This window comes from Bacillus weihaiensis (assembly GCF_001889165.1).
GTDB lineage: Bacteria > Bacillota > Bacilli > Bacillales > Bacillaceae > Metabacillus > Metabacillus weihaiensis.
The window spans coordinates 1,367,875-1,387,655 of sequence record NZ_CP016020.1; the positions used below are offsets into that span (position 1 = coordinate 1,367,875).

28 protein-coding genes, 1 tRNA gene and 2 riboswitches are annotated in these 19,781 nt (G+C 33.9%); of the genes, 19 read left to right on the forward strand and 10 right to left on the reverse strand.

What is annotated here, in order from left to right; translation table 11 throughout:
- Positions 1 to 79: 79 nt before the first annotated feature.
- Entirely contained in the window at positions 80 to 253 is a 174-nt protein-coding gene (locus A9C19_RS06470; RefSeq protein WP_072579184.1) for a DUF2759 domain-containing protein, read from the reverse strand.
- 224 nt (positions 254 to 477) lie between these two features.
- Here A9C19_RS06470 and A9C19_RS06475 point away from each other — a divergent pair, with 224 nt between their 5' ends.
- Positions 478 to 1,110 carry an MBL fold metallo-hydrolase gene (locus tag A9C19_RS06475; protein ID WP_072579185.1) on the forward strand — a complete coding sequence of 211 codons (633 nt, stop codon included), beginning with the start codon at positions 478 to 480 and terminating at the stop codon, positions 1,108 to 1,110.
- A 204-nt stretch (positions 1,111 to 1,314) separates the two neighbouring features.
- On the opposite strand, the gene A9C19_RS06480 is transcribed toward A9C19_RS06475, so the two are convergent.
- Positions 1,315 to 1,563: a DUF2626 domain-containing protein gene (locus tag A9C19_RS06480; protein WP_026558763.1), complete on the reverse strand. Its 249-nt coding sequence runs from the start codon at positions 1,561 to 1,563 to the stop codon at positions 1,315 to 1,317.
- Between the two features lie 333 nt (positions 1,564 to 1,896).
- On the opposite strand from A9C19_RS06480, the gene A9C19_RS06485 reads away from it, so the two are divergent.
- Positions 1,897 to 2,277 carry a Spx/MgsR family RNA polymerase-binding regulatory protein gene (locus tag A9C19_RS06485; RefSeq protein WP_072579186.1) on the forward strand — a complete coding sequence of 127 codons (381 nt, stop codon included), beginning with the start codon at positions 1,897 to 1,899 and terminating at the stop codon, positions 2,275 to 2,277.
- 294 nt (positions 2,278 to 2,571) lie between these two features.
- Here A9C19_RS06485 and A9C19_RS06490 read toward each other — a convergent pair.
- A tRNA-Gln gene (locus A9C19_RS06490) sits at positions 2,572 to 2,643 on the reverse strand.
- Between the two features lie 189 nt (positions 2,644 to 2,832).
- On the opposite strand from A9C19_RS06490, the gene comGA reads away from it, so the two are divergent.
- The 11 genes from comGA (at position 2,833) to A9C19_RS06545 (ending at position 8,440) form a co-directional block, all read left to right on the forward strand.
- On the forward strand, positions 2,833 to 3,900 hold the full coding sequence (gene comGA, locus A9C19_RS06495; RefSeq protein ID WP_099092742.1) for a competence type IV pilus ATPase ComGA: 1,068 nt from the start codon (positions 2,833 to 2,835) through the stop codon (positions 3,898 to 3,900).
- Entirely contained in the window at positions 3,890 to 4,924 is a 1,035-nt protein-coding gene (gene comGB / locus A9C19_RS06500; RefSeq protein WP_072579187.1) for a competence type IV pilus assembly protein ComGB, read from the forward strand. The genes comGA and comGB overlap by 11 nt, the downstream gene beginning before the upstream one ends.
- A gap of 11 nt (positions 4,925 to 4,935) precedes the next feature.
- A complete protein-coding gene (gene comGC / locus A9C19_RS06505; protein ID WP_072579188.1) occupies positions 4,936 to 5,250 on the forward strand; it encodes a competence type IV pilus major pilin ComGC in 315 nt (104 codons plus the stop codon).
- A complete protein-coding gene (comGD, locus tag A9C19_RS06510) occupies positions 5,228 to 5,677 on the forward strand; it encodes a competence type IV pilus minor pilin ComGD (protein WP_072579189.1) in 450 nt (149 codons plus the stop codon). Before comGC ends, comGD begins: the two co-directional genes overlap by 23 nt.
- Complete coding sequence (gene comGE, locus A9C19_RS21475; protein WP_072579190.1) at positions 5,664 to 5,993, forward strand: competence type IV pilus minor pilin ComGE; 330 nt, start codon at positions 5,664 to 5,666, stop codon at positions 5,991 to 5,993. Before comGD ends, comGE begins: the two co-directional genes overlap by 14 nt.
- Positions 5,935 to 6,423 (forward strand): competence type IV pilus minor pilin ComGF, encoded by a 489-nt coding sequence (gene comGF, locus A9C19_RS06520; RefSeq protein ID WP_072579191.1) that lies wholly within the window; start codon positions 5,935 to 5,937, stop codon positions 6,421 to 6,423. The genes comGE and comGF overlap by 59 nt, the downstream gene beginning before the upstream one ends.
- Entirely contained in the window at positions 6,413 to 6,802 is a 390-nt protein-coding gene (gene comGG, locus A9C19_RS06525; protein WP_072579192.1) for a competence type IV pilus minor pilin ComGG, read from the forward strand. The genes comGF and comGG overlap by 11 nt, the downstream gene beginning before the upstream one ends.
- Positions 6,803 to 6,838: 36 nt before the next feature.
- A complete protein-coding gene (locus A9C19_RS06530; RefSeq protein ID WP_072579193.1) occupies positions 6,839 to 7,351 on the forward strand; it encodes a shikimate kinase in 513 nt (170 codons plus the stop codon).
- Between the two features lie 37 nt (positions 7,352 to 7,388).
- Positions 7,389 to 7,595: a YqzE family protein gene (locus tag A9C19_RS06535; protein ID WP_072581772.1), complete on the forward strand. Its 207-nt coding sequence runs from the start codon at positions 7,389 to 7,391 to the stop codon at positions 7,593 to 7,595.
- 159 nt (positions 7,596 to 7,754) lie between these two features.
- Positions 7,755 to 7,952, forward strand: coding sequence for a helix-turn-helix transcriptional regulator (locus A9C19_RS06540; protein ID WP_083584306.1), 198 nt, complete (start codon positions 7,755 to 7,757; stop codon positions 7,950 to 7,952).
- A gap of 14 nt (positions 7,953 to 7,966) precedes the next feature.
- Positions 7,967 to 8,440, forward strand: coding sequence for a hypothetical protein (locus A9C19_RS06545; RefSeq protein WP_083584307.1), 474 nt, complete (start codon positions 7,967 to 7,969; stop codon positions 8,438 to 8,440).
- A gap of 302 nt (positions 8,441 to 8,742) precedes the next feature.
- Here A9C19_RS06545 and A9C19_RS06550 read toward each other — a convergent pair whose 3' ends face one another.
- From A9C19_RS06550 to A9C19_RS06560, 3 genes are all read right to left on the reverse strand, one after another.
- The gene (locus tag A9C19_RS06550) at positions 8,743 to 9,057 is read right to left on the reverse strand and encodes a DUF3889 domain-containing protein (RefSeq protein WP_072579195.1); all 315 of its coding nucleotides are present in this window, start codon (positions 9,055 to 9,057) and stop codon (positions 8,743 to 8,745) included.
- 273 nt (positions 9,058 to 9,330) lie between these two features.
- Positions 9,331 to 9,468: a DNA-binding anti-repressor SinI gene (sinI, locus tag A9C19_RS21320; protein WP_099092744.1), complete on the reverse strand. Its 138-nt coding sequence runs from the start codon at positions 9,466 to 9,468 to the stop codon at positions 9,331 to 9,333.
- Between the two features lie 12 nt (positions 9,469 to 9,480).
- A complete protein-coding gene (locus A9C19_RS06560) occupies positions 9,481 to 9,831 on the reverse strand; it encodes a helix-turn-helix domain-containing protein (protein ID WP_072579196.1) in 351 nt (116 codons plus the stop codon).
- A gap of 295 nt (positions 9,832 to 10,126) precedes the next feature.
- Between A9C19_RS06560 and A9C19_RS06565 the strand changes: the two genes are divergently transcribed.
- Positions 10,127 to 10,426, forward strand: coding sequence for a DUF5658 family protein (locus A9C19_RS06565; RefSeq protein ID WP_072579197.1), 300 nt, complete (start codon positions 10,127 to 10,129; stop codon positions 10,424 to 10,426).
- 284 nt (positions 10,427 to 10,710) lie between these two features.
- Here A9C19_RS06565 and A9C19_RS06570 read toward each other — a convergent pair whose 3' ends face one another.
- Positions 10,711 to 11,043, reverse strand: coding sequence for a helix-turn-helix domain-containing protein (locus tag A9C19_RS06570; protein ID WP_072579198.1), 333 nt, complete (start codon positions 11,041 to 11,043; stop codon positions 10,711 to 10,713).
- A gap of 402 nt (positions 11,044 to 11,445) precedes the next feature.
- On the opposite strand from A9C19_RS06570, the gene A9C19_RS06575 reads away from it, so the two are divergent.
- The 4 genes from A9C19_RS06575 to A9C19_RS06590 all read left to right on the forward strand — a co-directional run bounded on the left by A9C19_RS06575 (position 11,446) and on the right by A9C19_RS06590 (position 14,264).
- Positions 11,446 to 12,039: a CalY family protein gene (locus A9C19_RS06575; protein WP_072579199.1), complete on the forward strand. Its 594-nt coding sequence runs from the start codon at positions 11,446 to 11,448 to the stop codon at positions 12,037 to 12,039.
- 130 nt (positions 12,040 to 12,169) lie between these two features.
- Positions 12,170 to 12,997: an amyloid fiber anchoring/assembly protein TapA gene (gene tapA / locus A9C19_RS06580; protein ID WP_072579200.1), complete on the forward strand. Its 828-nt coding sequence runs from the start codon at positions 12,170 to 12,172 to the stop codon at positions 12,995 to 12,997.
- A 49-nt stretch (positions 12,998 to 13,046) separates the two neighbouring features.
- Positions 13,047 to 13,625, forward strand: a complete 579-nt coding sequence (gene sipW, locus A9C19_RS06585) for a signal peptidase I SipW (protein ID WP_072579201.1) — start codon at positions 13,047 to 13,049, stop codon at positions 13,623 to 13,625.
- A 33-nt stretch (positions 13,626 to 13,658) separates the two neighbouring features.
- Positions 13,659 to 14,264: a M73 family metallopeptidase gene (locus tag A9C19_RS06590; protein WP_072579202.1), complete on the forward strand. Its 606-nt coding sequence runs from the start codon at positions 13,659 to 13,661 to the stop codon at positions 14,262 to 14,264.
- Positions 14,265 to 14,472: 208 nt separating this feature from the next.
- On the opposite strand, the gene A9C19_RS06595 is transcribed toward A9C19_RS06590, so the two are convergent.
- From A9C19_RS06595 to A9C19_RS06605, 3 genes are all read right to left on the reverse strand, one after another.
- Positions 14,473 to 14,598 (reverse strand): anti-repressor SinI family protein, encoded by a 126-nt coding sequence (locus A9C19_RS06595; RefSeq protein ID WP_145925825.1) that lies wholly within the window; start codon positions 14,596 to 14,598, stop codon positions 14,473 to 14,475.
- Between the two features lie 41 nt (positions 14,599 to 14,639).
- Positions 14,640 to 14,730, reverse strand: a riboswitch (cyclic di-GMP riboswitch).
- Between the two features lie 674 nt (positions 14,731 to 15,404).
- The gene (locus A9C19_RS06600; protein ID WP_072579203.1) at positions 15,405 to 16,202 is read right to left on the reverse strand and encodes a YqhG family protein; all 798 of its coding nucleotides are present in this window, start codon (positions 16,200 to 16,202) and stop codon (positions 15,405 to 15,407) included.
- 44 nt (positions 16,203 to 16,246) lie between these two features.
- Complete coding sequence (locus A9C19_RS06605; protein WP_072579204.1) at positions 16,247 to 17,932, reverse strand: DEAD/DEAH box helicase; 1,686 nt, start codon at positions 17,930 to 17,932, stop codon at positions 16,247 to 16,249.
- A 313-nt stretch (positions 17,933 to 18,245) separates the two neighbouring features.
- Positions 18,246 to 18,334, forward strand: a riboswitch (glycine riboswitch).
- A gap of 290 nt (positions 18,335 to 18,624) precedes the next feature.
- Here A9C19_RS06605 and gcvT point away from each other — a divergent pair.
- The gene (gene gcvT, locus A9C19_RS06610) at positions 18,625 to 19,725 is read left to right on the forward strand and encodes a glycine cleavage system aminomethyltransferase GcvT (protein ID WP_072579205.1); all 1,101 of its coding nucleotides are present in this window, start codon (positions 18,625 to 18,627) and stop codon (positions 19,723 to 19,725) included.
- Positions 19,726 to 19,781: the final 56 nt, after the last annotated feature.

Below are 19,781 nucleotides of genomic sequence, written 5' to 3' on the forward strand. Positions count from 1 at the left end.
GTCCTTCAAGGAAGGACTTCTTTTTAAAAGGTAGTAAAAATTCATTGCTGTTGTCTTACTCCTACACAGGTTGCTAAAATTAGTGTGTAGTAGGAAAACCATGGTGAATAATTGTCATCACTGCAAACCATCCGAAAACGGCAAAAGTACCAAATGCGAAAAAGGCACCAAGAAGGTTTTTTTCTTTAAGAGAACGGATAAATCCAAAAATACCTAGAATAGTTACAAGTGCAAAAATAACGACTAAGCCCATTAAGAAGCCCCCTTACTCTATGTAATCATTTTCATTGTATCAATATAAAATAGATCTAGACAAGATACAAAACAAGTTCTGTTAATATTTTAATCGTTTTCATGGAGTTTGTCGAGTGCTTTTCAAGTTGTTAAAGTACATGACAGAAACAATGCTTACGAATAGGGGCTCTAAGGATCATAATGGTGTACAATAGATAGTAAAGAATAATTGGAGGGAAAGACATGAGTTGGCGAAGATTACCTTTAGGTCCATTACAAACAAACTGTTATTTATTTTCAAACAATCAAAAAGAATGTTTAATCATTGATCCAGGCGGAGAGGCAAAAAAGCTTATCTCACTTGTTCAAAAACAACACCTGATTCCAGTGGCAATCTTATTAACGCATGCGCATTTCGATCACATAGGTGCTGTAGATGAAGTAAAGGCAGAATTTAAGATTCCTGTTTATGTACATAAGAAAGAAAAAGATTGGCTTGGTGACCCCTCTTTAAATGGTTCGGAATATTTTATGGCTGGTTCTGTAAAAGTAAACAATCCAGATGAACTGATTCAAGCTGAGGGTGAAATCCAATTGGGTTCCTTTACATTGAAGGTTTTCGAAACACCGGGACACTCTCCAGGAAGTGTTTCTTTTTATTCTAAGGAAGAAGGTGTTGTCTTTGCTGGTGATGCCTTATTTGCAGGTAGTATTGGCAGGACAGACTTACCAGGTGGTAACCATGAGCAACTAGTAAAAAGTATTCATGACAAGCTCCTATCTTTGCCTGAAGAAACACTTGTTTTGTCAGGGCATGGTCCAGAAACAACAATTGAACAGGAAATGGATACAAATCCATTTTTAAATGGCTTTTAACGAAAAGGCTCGTTTCTAAAAGATTGTTGCTAATCAACTAGAAATTAATTAGTAATAGTGTGTTAAATAATTAATAATGTAGTATAAGAAGAAAAGATGTCCAGCTGTTTTCTCAAATGATTTTAAACAACCACGTTTACAAAAACAACCTAATGAAACAATGAAACAAAAAAACAGGAAGTCCTTTAAGGACTTCCTGTTTTTTTAATGGCCCATATTTTGTCCTGGAATCATCATAAATGTTGTCCAGTAAGTAAAACCGACAAAGAAAATGGTTAAATAAGCACCAAAGATATAAATGTACATGCGCTCAGATAATTTTAAGTAAGATAAGAAAACAAAAAATCCAGTTTGTCCGAAAAACAGCAAGGAAGTTGTCTTCATGTCACCTAAGTAAAACATAACAGCGAAGATTCCTGTCCAAAACCCTAATACTCGGAACATACGATCCATATGTATCCCTCCTTTGTTGACTTTGCATCAAGCTTCATTGGAATTAATCATGATAACCAATCAAGCTTTCATTTTTACAGTTTAAAACCCCAGTATGATAGCTTTGACATCAAATATATATTTGGATATCACTCTCATTATTATAATGTACCCACGATATAAATGTAAATAGCGTTTACAAAACTCATCAAGGCTGAAAGCAATCCTTCTAACTGTAATAAAAAGTTCATAAAATAACAAAGTAAAACAGTATACATAAATTATACAAATAATGTACAATAGGTTATACAAAGACTATATACTTATCAAATTAAACACTTAGGAGGACTTAATGTGAGTGAATTGACGTTTTACAGTTATCCAAGTTGTACATCATGTAGAAAAACAAAACATTGGCTGAAAGCTCATAATGTCGATTTTCAAGAAAGGCATCTTTTTAAAGATACCCCCAATTTAAACGAACTAAAAAAAATACTCTCTCTAACTACAGAAGGTATTGATGAAATCTTAGCTACTAGAAGTCAAACGTATAAGGAACTTAATGTGGATATTAACGAATTGAGTTTATCTGAAGTTCTTAAGCTTTTAATAAAAGAACCTAAGCTATTACGTAGACCCATCATAACAGATGGTAGTAAGTTAATTATTGGATATAGTCCACAACAATTGAGTAAAGTAGCTCGTAAGCATGATTTTCAGCGCTCTGTCTCTTAGTTATCAAGGAAAAAAGGATGTCTCTATACAGGAAGGTCTTTACTGACTTAGTAGTTCTTCACGCTAAATCAGTCGACTAACCTAAGTAGAGCCATCCTTTTTTTATTTAAGTAAAATAAAGGAAAATTATGAAGTCTTAGACTCATCTTTTTAGTTAAATACACGGTTTCTTGCCTAATCATTATGACCGTTAGCACAAATCTTTCAGAAAAAATTCTTATTAAACTAGATACACGTTAATCAGTCTTACCTTGTCTTGCAGGACTAATTAAGGTATTTTTATTTAGGTTCAAACTGGGCTAGCTGGATTCGAACCAACGCATGACGGAGTCAAAGTCCGTTGCCTTACCGCTTGGCTATAGCCCAATACTTTTTTTAGTATGTTCATTTTTCCATTATTTATAACAAAAATAGAAGTTCTACTTATTAATTTTTTTCTTTTGAGCATCTGAAAAAGAAAAAGCAAAGAGAATTTATCTATTTTAATGATGTGCAATAAAATTTAGTATTTTGTACAATCTCTTCAGATAGACAAAAAGGAGTTGAAAAGAAACGTTGCAAGCAATTGAGCAGTTGAGTGAGAGAATGATAGAAGAAGCTTGTTCATTAAGAGCGTCAGACATACACATTATCCCTAAAGAATATGAAACCTTAGTGCAATTCCGAATTGATGATGATTTATTAGAAAAACACTACATGAAAAAAGAACTCAGTGAAAGAATGATTTCACATCTTAAATTTCTTGCATCAATGGATATTGGTGAGAAAAGAAGACCTCAAAATGGATCATTAACGTTTGCAACACCCAATGTTAAGGTCAACCTTCGCTTATCAACCTTACCAACTATTCATGAAGAAAGCTTAGTCATTCGAATTCTACCTCAAGAGAAAATCCCACATATAGACCATCTATCTTTATTTCCAACAACAACTAAGAGATTACTCTCAATTTTGAATCATTCTCATGGGTTAATGATCTTTACAGGTCCTACTGGCTCGGGTAAAACCACAACTCTGTATTCACTCATCCACTATGCAAAGCAGCATTTTAATAGAAACATCATTACATTAGAAGACCCAGTTGAAACGAAGAGTGAAGAAGTAATGCAGGTACAGGTTAATGAGAAAGCAGGTATTACCTATGCTGCAGGTCTAAAGGCAATTCTAAGACATGACCCTGACATTATTATGGTCGGAGAAATTAGGGACCATGAGACAGCTCAAATTGCCATAAGAGCAAGTATGACAGGACACTTAGTTTTATCTACTATGCATACAAGAGATGCGAAAGGAGCGATTTATCGGTTACTTGAATTTGACGTAAGCTTATCAGAAATTGAACAAACGTTAGTAGCTGTTACAGCTCAACGTCTTGTACAGCTTAAATGCCCTTTTTGCGAAGATGCCTGTTCTCCCTATTGTAAAAAGTTAAGGAGAAAAAGAAGGTTAAGTGTTTATGAATTATTATATGGGAAAAATTTAACATCTGTTATGAAAGAGGCGAAAGGAGAGGTTGCAGAATATTCATATCCTACTTTAAAGGATGTGATAAAAAAAGGAATTGCATTAGGATATCTCTATCCAAACTCTTACGACCGTTGGGTGTTTAAACATGAGGAGTAAGAAAAATTGGTCACTTAAGCAACAAGCTTTTTTTCTAAGCAGACTTAGTAGTCTTTTAGATAAAGGATATACATTAAATGAGGCACTTCATTTCTTATATGTTAATGAGTCGAAAGAACGAAAGGAAGACTTATTTAACAGTATCCAACAGCTATCGGCTGGAAATTCATTTCGGCAAGTCCTTACATTCATCCATTTTCATAGAGATGTGCTTAGTTATCTATATTTCGCTGAAAAACACGGTGATTTGGAATTTGCCCTACGTGAATGTAGTGCTATGTTAGATCGAAAAGTGACGAACACTGAAAAGTTTATGAAAATTTTGCGTTATCCCGTTTTTTTACTTATCACAGTAGGCTTTATCTTAACAATTGTTCAAGCTGTGGTAACTCCGCAATTCAATCAGTTATATGAAACAATGAATATTGAAGCATCGTTCTTTTCCATCTTTTTATTAGTTGTATTTGGACTTTTAAAATGGACTGGGATAGCAGTGGGTATATTACTTACAGTCTCTATTGTTTATTATATTCTTTTCTTTCGCCGAAAACCAATAGAAGTGAAAATGCACATTATATACAGGATCCCAATAGTCAGAAAAGTCATGAGTATGTTTAATAGTTACTTTTTTGCAATGCAATTAAGTACGTTATTAAAGGGGGGGTTATCTACATTTGAGAGCCTTAAAGTGTTTCAATCCCAAAGCTTCATACCGTTCTTTAAAATGGAGGGTGATTACCTTATAGAAAAATTAAAAACCGGCGAAAAGCTTCATATGATGATAAAAGAACGTGGTTATTATGAACCCGAACTTTCACTTGTCATTCTACATGGACAAGCTAATGGCAAATTGGCTAGAGAATTATATACATATAGCCAATTATTAATGGAATCTGTGGATACCCGCCTAGCCAAAGTGATGGCGATGCTTCAACCAATTATTTTTGGTTTCGTAGGGATAATTGTCCTTTTTGTCTACTTATCAATGCTTTTACCAATGTATAAAATGATGGAAACTATTTAGGAGGTCTATGAATGAATAACGAAAAAGGTTTTACACTCATTGAAATGCTTATCGTATTACTCGTCATATCGGTGTTACTTTTAATTACAATCCCAAATGTTGCAAAACATAATACCAATATTCAATCAAAAGGGTGTGACGGTTTAGTAAATATGGTTCAAGCACAAGTTACAGCTTATGAAATTGATCATGCTAAGAAGCCAACGATGACCGATTTAGTTGCTGCGAATTACCTCAAGCCAAATCAGAAATGCCCTAACGGAAATATTATACAAATATCAGCAAATGGAGAAGTAACAGCAAGTGCGCCACCTTCAGGCGAATAAACAAAGAGGGTTTACATTACTAGAGAGCTTAATTGTATTAAGTATAGTTAGTATTATGAGTATGGTCCTCCTGATAAATATAACAACAATCCATAAACAGAAAACGATTGAAACATTTTTAAACACATTACATGATGATTTATTATTTTCCCAACAATACGCACTAGTAAATGGAAAAACAGTTATCATATTATTTTCTGAAAGTGAAAAAAAGTACTATGTAACACATAGCCTTGGCGTTAAGATTCTTGCTAGGTCTTATCCATCCTCTATCTCAATTGAGGGGGCTACGCTTGAAAATCGAGTGATATATAATAACTTCGGCTCCATTAGTAAAAGTGGAACAATACTGGTTAAACATGCTAAAGACACATATCGTCTTGTTGTATACCTTGGAAAGGGAAGGGTGAAAATTGAGAAAATCTAATGGTTTCACTCTCTCAGAATCCATTTCTGCTTTAAGTATGTGGCTACTTATTGTTACTATACTAGTCCCTCAAATGGTCCTCATTGTAAAAGAGAGAGAGAATACAATGAGATCAGTTGACGCACATCGCATTCTTCATGAAGAAACACAATTAATTATGATTGAACATCAATTACCAGAGGAGAAAGTTATTTTGAAAAATCAAATCGAGTATAAATTGTTTATTAAAGAGGGGGTACCTTATCATCAAGCGTGTCTTGAATGGGAAAATACATCAAATAAAGAAGAATCATCCTGTTTCTTCTTTCAAAAATGAACAAGGCCTTACTTTTCTAAATCTTCTTTTTTCGTTTCTTATTTATTCACTAATCATTTCATCGTTGTCAATTATCTTATCTTATTTGGTGGCTAGTTCAAAATATGAAGGAGATCTAAATCCATTCGAGTGGGAGTTATTTATTGTATTATTAAAAAAAGAGTTAAATGATGTTGAAAATATTAGAATAGAAAAAAATGTTCTTGTTTTTGAAAATCAGGATAATGACAAAATAACCATTCATAAATATCAAGATGTAATAAGAAGACAGGTAAATGGCTTAGGGCATGAAATTTTACTACTAAAAGTAAAGGCTATAACTTTTCAACAAACTGATACGGGTGTTAAATTAATTGTTGAAAGTTTATCAGGTAAACCATATCAATTTACATTTAGAAGAATAAAGGATATGAAAGTGAATGAAACGTGAAAAAGGATTTATTCTCCCTACAACAATGGTAGTCGTTTTATTTTGCTTACTTGTTGTAGCCTATGTGGCGAGCTCTCACATGAATGAAAAAAAGTTCTATTTTGAAACAGAACAGCACTATATTCTCGAAAATTTGGTTTTACTTGCAACCACATATTCAATTCAAAGATTGACGTTACCTGATAAAGAAACCCTAATAGATCAGAGTGAAACAATCGAAACAAGTAATGGTCGTTTTACCATTAAAGTAAACAAGGTTACAAGTGATACTGTTGATATATCTCTCCATTGCATGACCAAAACGAACAGAACAAAGAAGGTAGCTTTTCAATATAGTCTTTCACAAAAGACGATAAATTTATGGTCTGAAGTCAATTAATTTGGTATGGTAGAAAGAAAAACGTGAGGGATACATGTGAAGGCTATTTATTTAACTGGATTTATGGGAGTCGGAAAAACGACAATTGGAGAAGGATTATCAAAAAACCTTAACATCCCTGTGATTGATACAGATCAGGAAATTGAAAAAAAGTTAAATATGGAAATTAAGAAAATTTTTTCTGAATACGGTGAAGCCTACTTTCGTCATCAAGAATCAGCAATTTTAAAAGAAATGCCTCAAAGAAATGCTATCATTACAACAGGTGGTGGCATTGTGATGAAAGAAGAGAATCGGACTTGGATGAAAAATAATGGCATAATTATTCTTCTAAGTGCAGATATCCAGACAATTTTTGAAAGAGTTCAGAAAGATGTGAATCGACCTTTAGCTAAGAAAAAAACGATAGAGCAATTAAAAGATTTGTTTGAATCGCGCATTCGATTTTACGAAGAATGCAACTATAAGGTAGAGACTACAGGTAAAGAAATTGAGCAGATTGTGAATGAAATAGCCATACTGGTTAAAAACAATGAAGTTTGGAAATAAATAGACAAGAAGGCCACAATTATTGAGGTGTGAGGCATTGTCTACAAATGATTATGTAAAATATGTAACCCAACAGCTGGTTAAGTTCATGGATACTCCAAGAGAAACGAGGAAGAAACAAAGGGAAGAACGGAAAACAGAACTAGAATCAACGTTTTATAGCAATCGTTGGTTTGGGGTTCTCCCTTTTGCTTTTAAGTTGTTCATAAAGAAAAGAAAATATCGGGTTAATGGAAAACAGTAAAGCATCTTACGTGCTTTGCTGTTTTTATTTTTTATCGATTTTAGAAACCAAAAGAGGCATTACAAAAGGAAAAGAAACTTAACTTAATGTTAAAAAAACTATACATTTAGTTAATTTTGTTTTACAATAATAACATAGGAATATATGGAAGGTGATAGAATGAGCCTTAAAAACAGGGTTAAGGAGCTGCGAGCAAGATTTGATTTAACTCAAGAGCAGCTGGCTAAGAAAGTTGGGGTAACACGACAAACGATTGCTTCAATTGAGAAAAGCTCTTATACTCCTTCATTATTTTTGGCACTGAAGATTTGTGAGGTTTTTCATTCGAAAGTAGAAGACGTATTTTGGATTGAGTGAAAGGGGAGACGAAGATGAAAAAAATGTTTCAACCAGCCATTTTAACTGTAATAACGATTATCCTTTTTGGTTGGGCAATGATTACTTTTTATGATGTTCATGGCCAATTTGCAAAGGTCTTAGAAAATCCAGAGCCTCCTTGGGAACTAACAATTAACTTTACTCCAATACTGATCTTTTTCATTGTATGTACGCCAATAGCGATCTATCTTATTAAATATGGTAAGAATAAACACAATAGTATAAAAAAAGCCTTTCTGCTACCGCCGGAGCTGGAAGAAGCGGATGAAAGGGAACAACTTATCACAGCAAAAGCATGTAGAAACTCATACATTACGATGTGGTATATTGCTCCTATTGCTGCTCTTCTCATGAGTTATTATCCTTTTATCCAAGAGCAAATTCCATTTTATCCAATTATCATTATTTTAGTTTTACCATTGTCGCAGATTATAAGCTATTTTTATTCGTTACAAAAGAATTTATAAATTCTAGAATTATCTTTAGAAGGAAAGTAACAAGACTTGCTTCTGAAATTTTAGTAACTATAGTCATTATTTGCACGTAATAGCAGATAAGCAAGAAAGGATAGAGCCGCTCTTCGGATACAGAAAGAAAAATAGGCACTTAATATTTGGCAAAGCCAACAATCTATATAGTAATAGACAATAGAGGCTAGGACAAAACAAAGAGCCAGGCACCCTCCGATACAATCTATTGTGTGCACTAGATAAATCAGTGCGTACATATAGTCGTTTCGATAAGGTGCCAGGCACTTCTGTCCCAGCCTCTACGCTTCAGGAACAACTTGAACTTTTTTAATTTCACCTGAATCCGAATCAAATGTTATAGTTGTGTATACGGAAAAATCATCCATACCTTCTCTTAGTGTAAAGCGGTACTGCTTTACAGTAATATCTGTTTTCTTTTTATCCCAAATCTTTTGTGAAAAGAGTACTTGGGACATTGGATAACGCTTCTTCGTTTCTTTGACAGCAACATCTTCCCACGATTTTTGTGAAACTGCCTGGACTGTTGGGGAATGAGGCAGTGACGTAGAAAAAGCAACCAGAAATATAGGTAAAGCAAGAATTAATTTTTTCACAGTTTCCACCTACCTTCCTACATATTTTTACCAAGAGATAGGATTTCATACATTATTTGTGAGCTCTATAGTAAGGTGAGGTTTTCAAACAGACATTCGCTATTTGAGACCTTTGACAAGTAATTAGCCTTCTGGGTGTTTCTTAGTATCATAACTTCCATTCTAATGGGCAAGTGGAAAAACTAAACACAGCCTAACAATAACGTAAAATATAGGACTCCATACAATTAAATTTAGAGTAAATCTGTAGTGATCATTTATGGTTATGTGGACCTAGTTGGAAGGTTTTCGTGATGTAAAAAAATGGTGAATGTCTTCATATGACAAACCTAGCTGTCTCGCTTCTTCTATCAATAATAGCCATTCCTGATCAAGTTCCTCTTGAAGCTCCATCTCTTTTACATCACCCATTGGTCTTTCCTCCTATGAAAAATTATTTTCATTCCGTGATTTTTTAAAACGGAGAAAATCAATAAATTCCTTAAAGTCATTTTTACTCATACCTTCTTTAATAGCATAATTTATTAATTGATGCCATTCTTGATCTTTCAGGATTTCATGTGGGTGAATTAATGGCGAACGAGTACCAACTAATTCATGAACGTCGACTTCAAGAGTATTAGAAATTTTAGTTAAGAATTGGAGAGAAGGGTTTTTCTGGACGTCTCGTTCAATATAACTTAAGTATGACTTCGATACTCCTGAAAGCTCTGCTAGTTCACTTATTGAATAACCTTTTTCTTGCCTCAACTCCCTTAATCTTTTTCCAAGCATATGTAAGACCCCTCGAATGTTTTTTATGTTGTAGTAGCTATACAGATTCATTATATAGCACGTAATGTTCTTTAAAAAGTATTGATTTGGTATGTATAAACTAGAAAAAACGTGAAAAGAATAGGAAAGTGTTCGTTATGTAGAAAAAATGGCTCTTTTTCTCTAATTTTATACGAAAATTCTGAAATGTTGGTAGTTGACTCGTTCTTTATAAAGAATTATATTGTTTAAAGAACGGACATAGAATATAGATGACTAATAGTGCTCATGGGAGAGGGACTGAAGGAGGAAAAAATTGAAATTTTTCTTACATTACTTAGCCCTACTAAATATTATTGATGGAATTGCCACGTATATAGGCGTATCAAGTAAGTTAATAGAAGAAGCAAACCCTTTAATGAAAACTATTTTAGACACAGACCCTTACCTGTTCCTATTCGTTAAATTTGCTCTTTCATTCACTTTAATTTTCATTCTACTACTAAACAAAATTCCTGAGTATAGTATTGTGAAAATTGCCGCGGGACTTGGCTCTTTTGTTTACACGATTATCATCTGTTTTCATAGTGTATGGATTACGCAAGCACTCATCTAAGTAGGACTACATAATATGTCTATTTAAGAAGGTGTATAAATGTACAGAAAAATTTGTAAGAGATGTAGCAATAAATCTTATAGCAGTTCAAAGTGTGTTAGGTGGATTTGTCCGTATTGTGGAGTTGACTTAAGGTATGAAAGTAGTACTGTAGTGGAGCATCGAATCAATATTGAAGAGCTTAATGAAAAGATCGGACAAATGAGAGGCAGACTTATCTATAAAAAACTTAGTTAAAAAATAGAAAAGAGCAACGGTGAAGCGAAAAAGCTTCTCTGTTGCTCTTATTTATGTTCGTTATTAATTTTCCATTTATTAAATTCAAGAAATTCACGAAATTGATCCTTCGAAACACCAGAACTCATAGCATCCTGAACCAATTGAATCCAGTCATGATCAAGTTCCTTGGGATCACTTTCTTTTTCTTCATTAAGCAATGTATTTACAGAAACACCTAGCACCGAAGAAATCTTTTCTAGGAATTGAACAGAAGGGTTTGATTGAAGGTTACGCTCAATAGAACTTAAATATGATTTTGCAACTCCTGCTCGTTCAGCTAGTTCGGAAAGAGATAAATTTTTCTGCGTTCGATATTTTTTAATACGTGGGCCAATCACGTCAACTTCACCTTCCTTTGATAGACATATTATAACATATGTTGAACGGTTTGTTTTATATGGAGAACGAAAATAAGGGAATATATTTATTGAATATGCGCTTAAATGGTTAGTAATTCCATTGTTAAGGTATAAAAAAATAGATGTTCATTCAAAAGAACGATTTTGTTCTCAATAAATTAAAATAGTGAGATATTTAGAGATTAACAGAGCATAAATAAGGATTTTGTTCTTTATAAAGAAAAAATAGCGGAAAATGGTAGTTTTATTCCTTAAAAGATTATTTTATACTCAATTTGTGAGATTCGTTAAAGAGAACAAAAGAGAACGACAACAAGAACGGTACTCTTTTCTGAACACTCAAATAAAAATAAAATTAGATGGAAAGAGGAGGAAACAAAAATGAGTTTAAAAAAGAAATTAGGTTTAGGAGTAGCATCAGCAGCATTAGGTTTATCATTAATCGGTGGGGGTACATACGCATTCTTTAGTGATTCTGCATATGCAACGGGAACTTTCGCAGCTGGCACATTGGATTTAAGTGTTGATCCAACAACAATTATTGATGTAGAGAATATCAAGCCAGGTGACACAATGCTTCGTTCGTTTGATTTGGTAAATGGTGGATCTTTAGATATCGCTTCCATTACATTGGATACTGATTACACTGTTACTGATGCAGGTAATGATAACGGAGAGGATTTCGGTGAACACATCAAAGTTAATTTCTTAATGAATGTAGATAAACTAGATGTACCTATTTATTCTACAACTCTCGCTGAATTAAAATCTATGTCTCCTGATGTAATTGAAGGAAACATCTTCTCTGATTGGCTTGCTGAAAGAGGTGGAAAACTAGCTGCTGGTACTGAAGATAAGCTTTATGTACAATATGAGTTTGTAGATAATGACGAAGATCAAAACGAATTCCAAGGAGACTCATTAGAGCTTACATGGACATTTAATGCAGAGCAAGGTGATGGAGTAGCAAAATAATCAACGAATTTAAAGAGGGGTATGGGAGAGATTCCTGCCTCTCTTATATTATAAAAATACTCATTTATTCCTCAGAGTTTATAAGACTTATAAATTCTGAGGAGTGTTTGACTATAGCATAAAAAAGGATGTGGACAATATCCGATACTTACGAATAAAAAAATACAAGCGTCAGTCGAAGACATATAAAGTAGTGGCACAGTTAGTAGCAATATGGTACATAATTATTTTCACATCATCATACTTGACATCATATACAACGGCTTACTTCAATGATAACGATCATGTCTCCTCTTCAATAAAGGCAGGGACATGGGATACAGATAGTGAGGACCAGTCTGAAAATGACAAAAGTTCATTAACCTTCACGAATGATAAAGACATAGTATTGCAGTCGTGTACACCGGTAGAAATCTCAGCTGAAATAAAAAATACAGGTAATCAGGATATGAAAGGAACAACAGAGTTTGACGTTTATTATCATTTAGACGGTAATCCTAAAAAAGGAGAGAAAATTGATTCGGGAATAATTGAGCCTTTAAAACAAAATCAAAGCACTTATTTGAACTATTTGGCGGAAGAAGTGGGTCATTATAAATTTAAAGCATATCAGAGACCTAACCATGCAAATAAACCTGATGAAAGACAGGATTTATGGAGTGGTACCATCATTCTTTCATGTGAGAACCAGGAGAATGAACATAATAAAAACACTGACAAAGGTAATAACTCAAAAAACAAAACGAATGGAAAGACAGAAACAATAGAAGAAAATGAAACACCAGATTTGGAGGAAAAAAATACACAAGATGAAATTCCTTTAATAGAGGAACAACCATTACACAAAGAGGAAGAATCACAAGATGATCGTAATGTCTCGAATGGAATAGTAGAACCGCATGTAGACCCGCTTAAACAGGAAGAAACTGAAATAATAGTAGAAACTGAACAAGAATAGGTATTTGTATCTTATGGAAGAAACTATTGAAGAGAAAGGTAGATAAAAAATGAAATCAATAAAAATAAAAAAATTGGCTAGTAATATGGTAACTGTAGTTTTATTTTTAGCTTTAATTCTTATGGTATTCGTTGTTGTCACATCAAAAGCTTCTGGTGGAGAACCACAAATCTTTGGTTATCAACTCAAAACAGTCTTATCAGGTTCAATGGAACCAGGGATTAAGACAGGATCAATTATTGCTGTAAAACCTGGAGGAGATATGAGTAGATTTTCTGAGGGGGATGTAATCACTTTTAAGCAAGAAGAGAATGTATTAGTAACACATAGAATAACAGAGACAATAAAAAATGGCGACCAGGTTATGTACCGTACTAAGGGAGATAACAATGATTCTGAAGATATGGAACCGGTTCTTTCTGAAAATGTTGTCGCAGAATATAATGGATTTACAATTCCATACATTGGATATTTTATGGACTTCACTAATTCAAAAAATGGGGCATTTTTATTCATCATACCAGGTATATTATTAGCTATTTATTCAGCATTTACAATTTGGAGTGCACTATCTCAAATTGAAGCCTTAAATAAAAAGGATTCTTCAAATGTTGAAAAAATCGTTTAAGTAAGCTATTTCCAAATTGGAAGGGGTGAATAAATGTCAAAGAAGGTATTATTCTTTCTTATGTTTTTTACTCTTATCATTATGATTGTTGCACCAATTAATAAAATAGATGCTAAACAAAACGATTTAAACAAACTAGATCTATCACTTTCTCCGATTGATTTATCCTTTAATTTATCTAATATGAAGCCTGGTGATTGGTTAACCAGAGAATTAACAGTATTTAATAATAGTACTGAAGATTTTTACTATAATACATCAGTTCAATTACTATCAGGTTCGGAAAAATTATATAATGAACTCTCGTTTATTGTGAAGGATTCAAATAGTGAGTTATACAATGGAAAACTTTCTGAATTTAAAGGTCTCTCCCCTAGAAGCTTATCAAAAAATGGTAATGAAAGTCTTACTTTTACAGTGGAATTTCCAACACATTTAGGAAATGAATTTCAAGGTCTTTCCAGTGAGATAGTCTTCAAATTTTATGTGGATCGAACAGTAGGAGTAGTACCGCTTGATGGAACGAGATTACCTGAAACCGCTACGAATTTCTATAATATACTATTTCTAGGTGGAATTTTATTCATTACAGGTCTCATAATAAATTATGTTTTAGAAAAAAGAAGAGTAATGTATTAATAAAATGCAATGCTAGTTAAAGGAGTTAAGTTGACCATTCCAATTTAAGATAACTACAACTTTTATTAAATACTTTTAAATGTCGACTTATCATTCAAATAGTAAAAATAAAAAGCGTTTGAAATGAGATGTCTCATTTCAAACGCTAAATTTATGGAAAATTATACAATTTATTTTTATAGTCATAATAGAAATGATATAAGTTTGATCATACTCTTTTAGTAAGTAAAAAATCCTTTATCTCCTCCACACTAATCCCACATTCCAAAGCCTCTAAAATCAGTTCAACCCACTCTTGGTCCAATTGTCCATCCTTCATAATTCTTTCCTTCATAACGGTTTCCATAATTTCCTCCTAAAATACTAATTTGTATTCCAGGCAGCCCAGCCATCTTAGTGTGTATAGAACCACTGTAGATCTGTGACTTTGCGTCCCTATCTTTCAATAGGTTTGCCTTTGAACTGATTAGTTTGTCACGCGACTGACTTCACTACATTTCAAAAGTCCTTGATGAATGTCTTACTTATTCACTAATTATATTATAAAAGGAGGTTTTTGGAAAATGTGCAGAACATTGTCGATAAAATTTATTTTTTCTTGAAAATAAAGATTTCTTAATGAAAAAGCATGATGAAGCCCAGAAATAGGGACTTAATATGGGGAAATTACACCATAACGTATGCTAGATTTAATATAATTTACAAAACCTTAACAATTGAATCCTTAGAGCCTCGAGGCTCTTTCAAGACGCAAAAAGAGAAACCTTCCCGAAATGTATCATAAGTATGCACGATGCAAACTTATGGTACTGGAGAAAGAAAGATTCTCTGTGAACGATTTACGGCAAGGCAACTTACTTAACCTACAAGAAGTACTTTTGAACCTACCAACGATTTAAAGCTATTTTTCCAGCTATCAATATTAATCTAATACCCTCAGTATTGATGAAAAATCACGTTTCACAAGACCTGTTGAGCACAAACTTGCTGTTATGATTTACTCCCTTAGCTACTAGAATGATTGAACGGATTCCATTTACTAACGACCTAGTAAAGCAATTAAAGAACAATATCGTATTGAAAGTATTAGATTTTGTTCTTTTTTTTGTATTGCTCTAGGCGATTTCGCTTTACTTATAATTAACGAAATAAACCTTGTGGAGTTAAATAAAAGATACCACCATTTTGAATAGAAATATTTATTTGGGGCTCATAAAGCTCCTTTAACGCTTCTTTCTCTAATTCATAACAATCTGGTTTTTCTTCTACATCTTCGTAAAAGTGATTTAAAAGCTGTAGATCTTCATCCCACCTTTTACGTGCAGAGATAGCCCATTGCTGATCCTTTTCATTTACCTTTTGCATAATAAATTGCTCAATCCGTTTCAATCCACTTTGTGGCTTAATAAGAGGAGCCATGGTAAAACAAAGATCTGGTATTTTAGGAGTTAGAGTTATTCTTTCGAGTTTTTCTTGAAATTGTTCAACAAGAGTACCACTTACCAAATGCAATCCAATGGAGTAGAGCTCATCTTTTTTCATATCACATTGATAAGAAACTAAAATATTCACACCGATCCATGGATGTAAGGGAATGTTCCCACCAGTTGCCTTCGCTTGTTCAAAAAGTCGGATATAACTACCTAATGTGGTTGTTGAGCGAAATATTTGATGCAGGCGTGGTGCTCCAAAGTGCATAACCTCGCCTTTCAGGTCTTTTGGAGCACGATTCTGATCTGTAATGAGAGTTACCTTCATAGGATTGGGAACTCCATTTGTTTTTTCTAAGTAATGCCAATAAAAAGGCCGGTTCATTAGTTCCTTATCCATATCAATTGTAAGTTGAACCGTCATATAGCCTGGTTCATTTTCAACGATAGCACATGAATTAGCTTTGAAAAAGCTCTCCAAAAAGTGATGAATTTCTTCTTGCTGCATATAATCGCCACCTTTCGTTTTATTGAAAATAAGAATGTATAGATTTATTTATCTCCACTTGCTGCTTTTCTTTGTTCCTGTGTATGTTGGGCGTAATCAAGAATAGATGTTAAATTTTCCATTTTGATTTTCATTTCACGATCGCTTTTTGAATGATACATAATGTCTTGTATGTGTTCATCGAAATTTTTAAGGTCTAATCTTGTGAGGATTTCATCTAGGTCACCAATCACTTTTTCAAACAGATTTATTTTGTCATATAAAAGAGTTAGGATATGTTCCTCAACTGTATTTCTTGTAGCCATATTGTATATATTTACATCATGTTCTTGCCCGAGGCGATGAATCCGTCCAATTCTCTGTTCAAGTCGCATCGGATTCCATGGTAAATCATAGTTAATGATATTATGACAAAATTGAAGGTTGATCCCTTCACCACCAGCCTCAGTTGCTATTAACACTTGTACACGATTTTTAAAGAGCTCTTTCATCCAATCTTTTTTTCCGCGTTTAAAGCCGCCACGAAACGGTACAGAAGTGATTCCATTTTGTTTAAGAAACCATTGTAAATAAAACTGAGTTGCACGATATTCAGTGAAAATGATTACCTTGTCATCAATTTTTTTAATCAGTTCCACAACTTTTAGTGCCTTTGAATTTTGAGTAACACCGTCAATGGCCATCATGATGTCTTTAATAATATGGTTTGGCAAAGAAGCTTCTTCATCTTCTGGTATGTCGAGCATTTTCTTCAATGTCATATAAACTGCTTCTCTGCTACTACAGGCCTCTCGTTGCAAGGTCATGATAGAAAAAGTATTACTAGCAAATTGGGAAGAAGATTTTAATTCGGTAATTGTGTCATAAAGATGTTGCTCCGTTTCTGAAAAGTTAATTGGCACTGTTTCAACATTACGTTTAGGCCACTCGATTCCCGTATCTCCTCTTCGATTTCGAATCATCACTTTGTTGATAAGTTCACGTAAGTGCTCGTGATCTTCTAGGGAGCGTTCTTTTGCAGAAAAAGCTTCTGTAAAGTATGCTTCATTTCCCAGGTGCCCTGGTTTAAGTAAAGATACTAAATTAAAGATTTCTTCTACTCGATTTTGTACTGGAGTTGCAGTTAGCAAAAGGCAATATTTTCTCTTAAGATTTTGTACAAACTCATAGTTTTTTGTTTTGTTATTCTTCAGCTTGTGAGCTTCATCAATAATCACTAAATCATAATTTTGATTGTAGACAATATCACGATGAGGATTCCTTTTTGTTGTATCAATGGACGAAACAACAATATCACAAGCCTCCCATACATAGCTTTTCTTTTGTTCTACTGCTGGTATAAAGAATTTTTCATTTAATTCTCGTGCCCACTGGGAAACTAGAGAGGCAGGTACTAAGATCAAGACTTTTTTTACAAGCCCGCGAATCATATATTCCTTTAAAATGAGTCCAGCTTCTATGGTTTTTCCTAAGCCAACTTCATCAGCTAAAATGGCTTTTCCATTCATATTCTCCACCACACGTTGAGCAACCTGTAATTGATGAGGAAGCGGTGTGAAATGTGGTAGGTGATTTGGGGCTAGTAACCCTTCAAAGGTAGGAACTGCTGTATGCTGTTGAACTTCACAAGCAAGCTTATATAACTCCCAATTAGACCAAGGTCCGTCATGTTCAAGTTTTTCAATAAAGCCAGTTTGCCATGATGAATCAAAATTCATTTTGATATTCATAGAAAGACAGTCCTTTCAATCGATGTGCTTATTAACAATGTTCACTAAAATTGGATTGATAAGTAGAAAAAAGTAATATGTAGTATATAAATCTTTTTAAAACCGAACATTAAGTTGTAAAAAAACAAAAATATTAAGGAAAAAAGTAATTGATGTATTCTTTTTCCCGTGGTAGGATATTAGGTAAGAAAGTTCATAATTTGCTTATCATTCAGATAGCTTAACGCTTTCATGCTTGTTGAAATGTCTAAATGTTGAAAATGTCGTCATTGTTTTTACTAGTATTGCCAAAAAAGAAATGAAATATGTGCGGATGAGAATAAGGGGAGAGACTATAGATTTTATAGCGCCGAAGGAGCAAACAACTGTGAATCTCTCAGGCAAAAAGACTCTTATTTGACGCGACTCTGGAGAGTGTTTGCAAATAGCAAACTACCAAAGGGGAAAGCATTGTGTAATATGTTAACTAACGTACTGCATAATGTAAACTTTCAGGTGTAAAGGACAGAGACTACCATTCCTAATTGAGTGGTAGTACTCTGTCCTTTTTTGGTGCCAGACCCCCACCACGTTAAAGGGTGAAAGTGAAACGCGGGTTTTATACATAGCAAGCGGCAACACATATTGAAAAACACGTGTCAAATAAATGATTTAGATCCATACAAGTTAACTTAGAGAGGGGTAAGTAAAACATGACTGATTTAAAACGAACACCATTGTTTGATGTATATAAAAACTATGGAGCAAAGACTATTGATTTTGGTGGTTGGGATTTGCCAGTACAATTTTCTTCTATTAAAGAAGAGCATGAGGCAGTTCGAGCGAAAGCTGGATTATTTGATGTATCACATATGGGAGAGGTTGAAGTCCGTGGAACAAACAGCCTAGCTTTTCTACAGAAGATGATGACGAATGATGTTTCTCTCCTTAAAGATGGTGGGGCTCAGTATACGGCAATGTGTTATAAAGACGGGGGAACAGTTGACGATCTCCTTATTTATAAAAAGGCGGACAATGATTATTTACTCGTTATTAACGCCTCTAATATCGAAAAAGACATAAACTGGCTTAAAGAAAACCTCATTGGAGATGTTACACTAAATAACATTTCAGATGAAATCGCGTTACTCGCTCTTCAAGGACCTGCTGCACAAACCATTCTCCAAACCCTGACTGAGACAGACCTATCGACAATAAGGTTCTTTAAGTTTATTGATGGAGTAGAAATTGCAGGCAAAAAAGTTCTCGTATCCAGAACAGGATATACGGGTGAAGACGGATTTGAATTGTATTGTAATGAAAAGGATGCAGTGCATCTTTGGGAGACGATACTGGAATCTGGTCAAGCAGAAGGACTACTCCCTTGTGGCTTAGGTGCTAGAGATACATTGCGTTTTGAAGCAACACTTCCCCTGTATGGCCAAGAGCTTACAAAAGATATTACACCGATTGAGGCTGGGATAGGTTTTGCTGTTAAAACAAATAAACAGGAAGATTTCAATGGCAAAGACGTATTAAAAGAGCAAAAAGAAAATGGTGCTAAACGGAAATTAGTAGGAATCGAGCTTCTAGATAAAGGAATTCCTAGACATGGCTATGAGGTTTTTGTAAACAATGAAAAAATTGGAGAAGTAACAACTGGTACACAATCTCCAACATTAAAGAAAAATATAGGGTTAGCCCTACTAAATAAAGAATTTGCAGAACTAGGAACAGAGCTAGAAGTTCAAATTCGCAAAAAACGCTTAAATGCTGTAGTCGTTGCTACACCATTTTACAAACGATCAAAATAAAATAATCTTTTAAAGAGGATAGCAGTATTCAAAATAGTGGCTTTCCGGAAAAACCT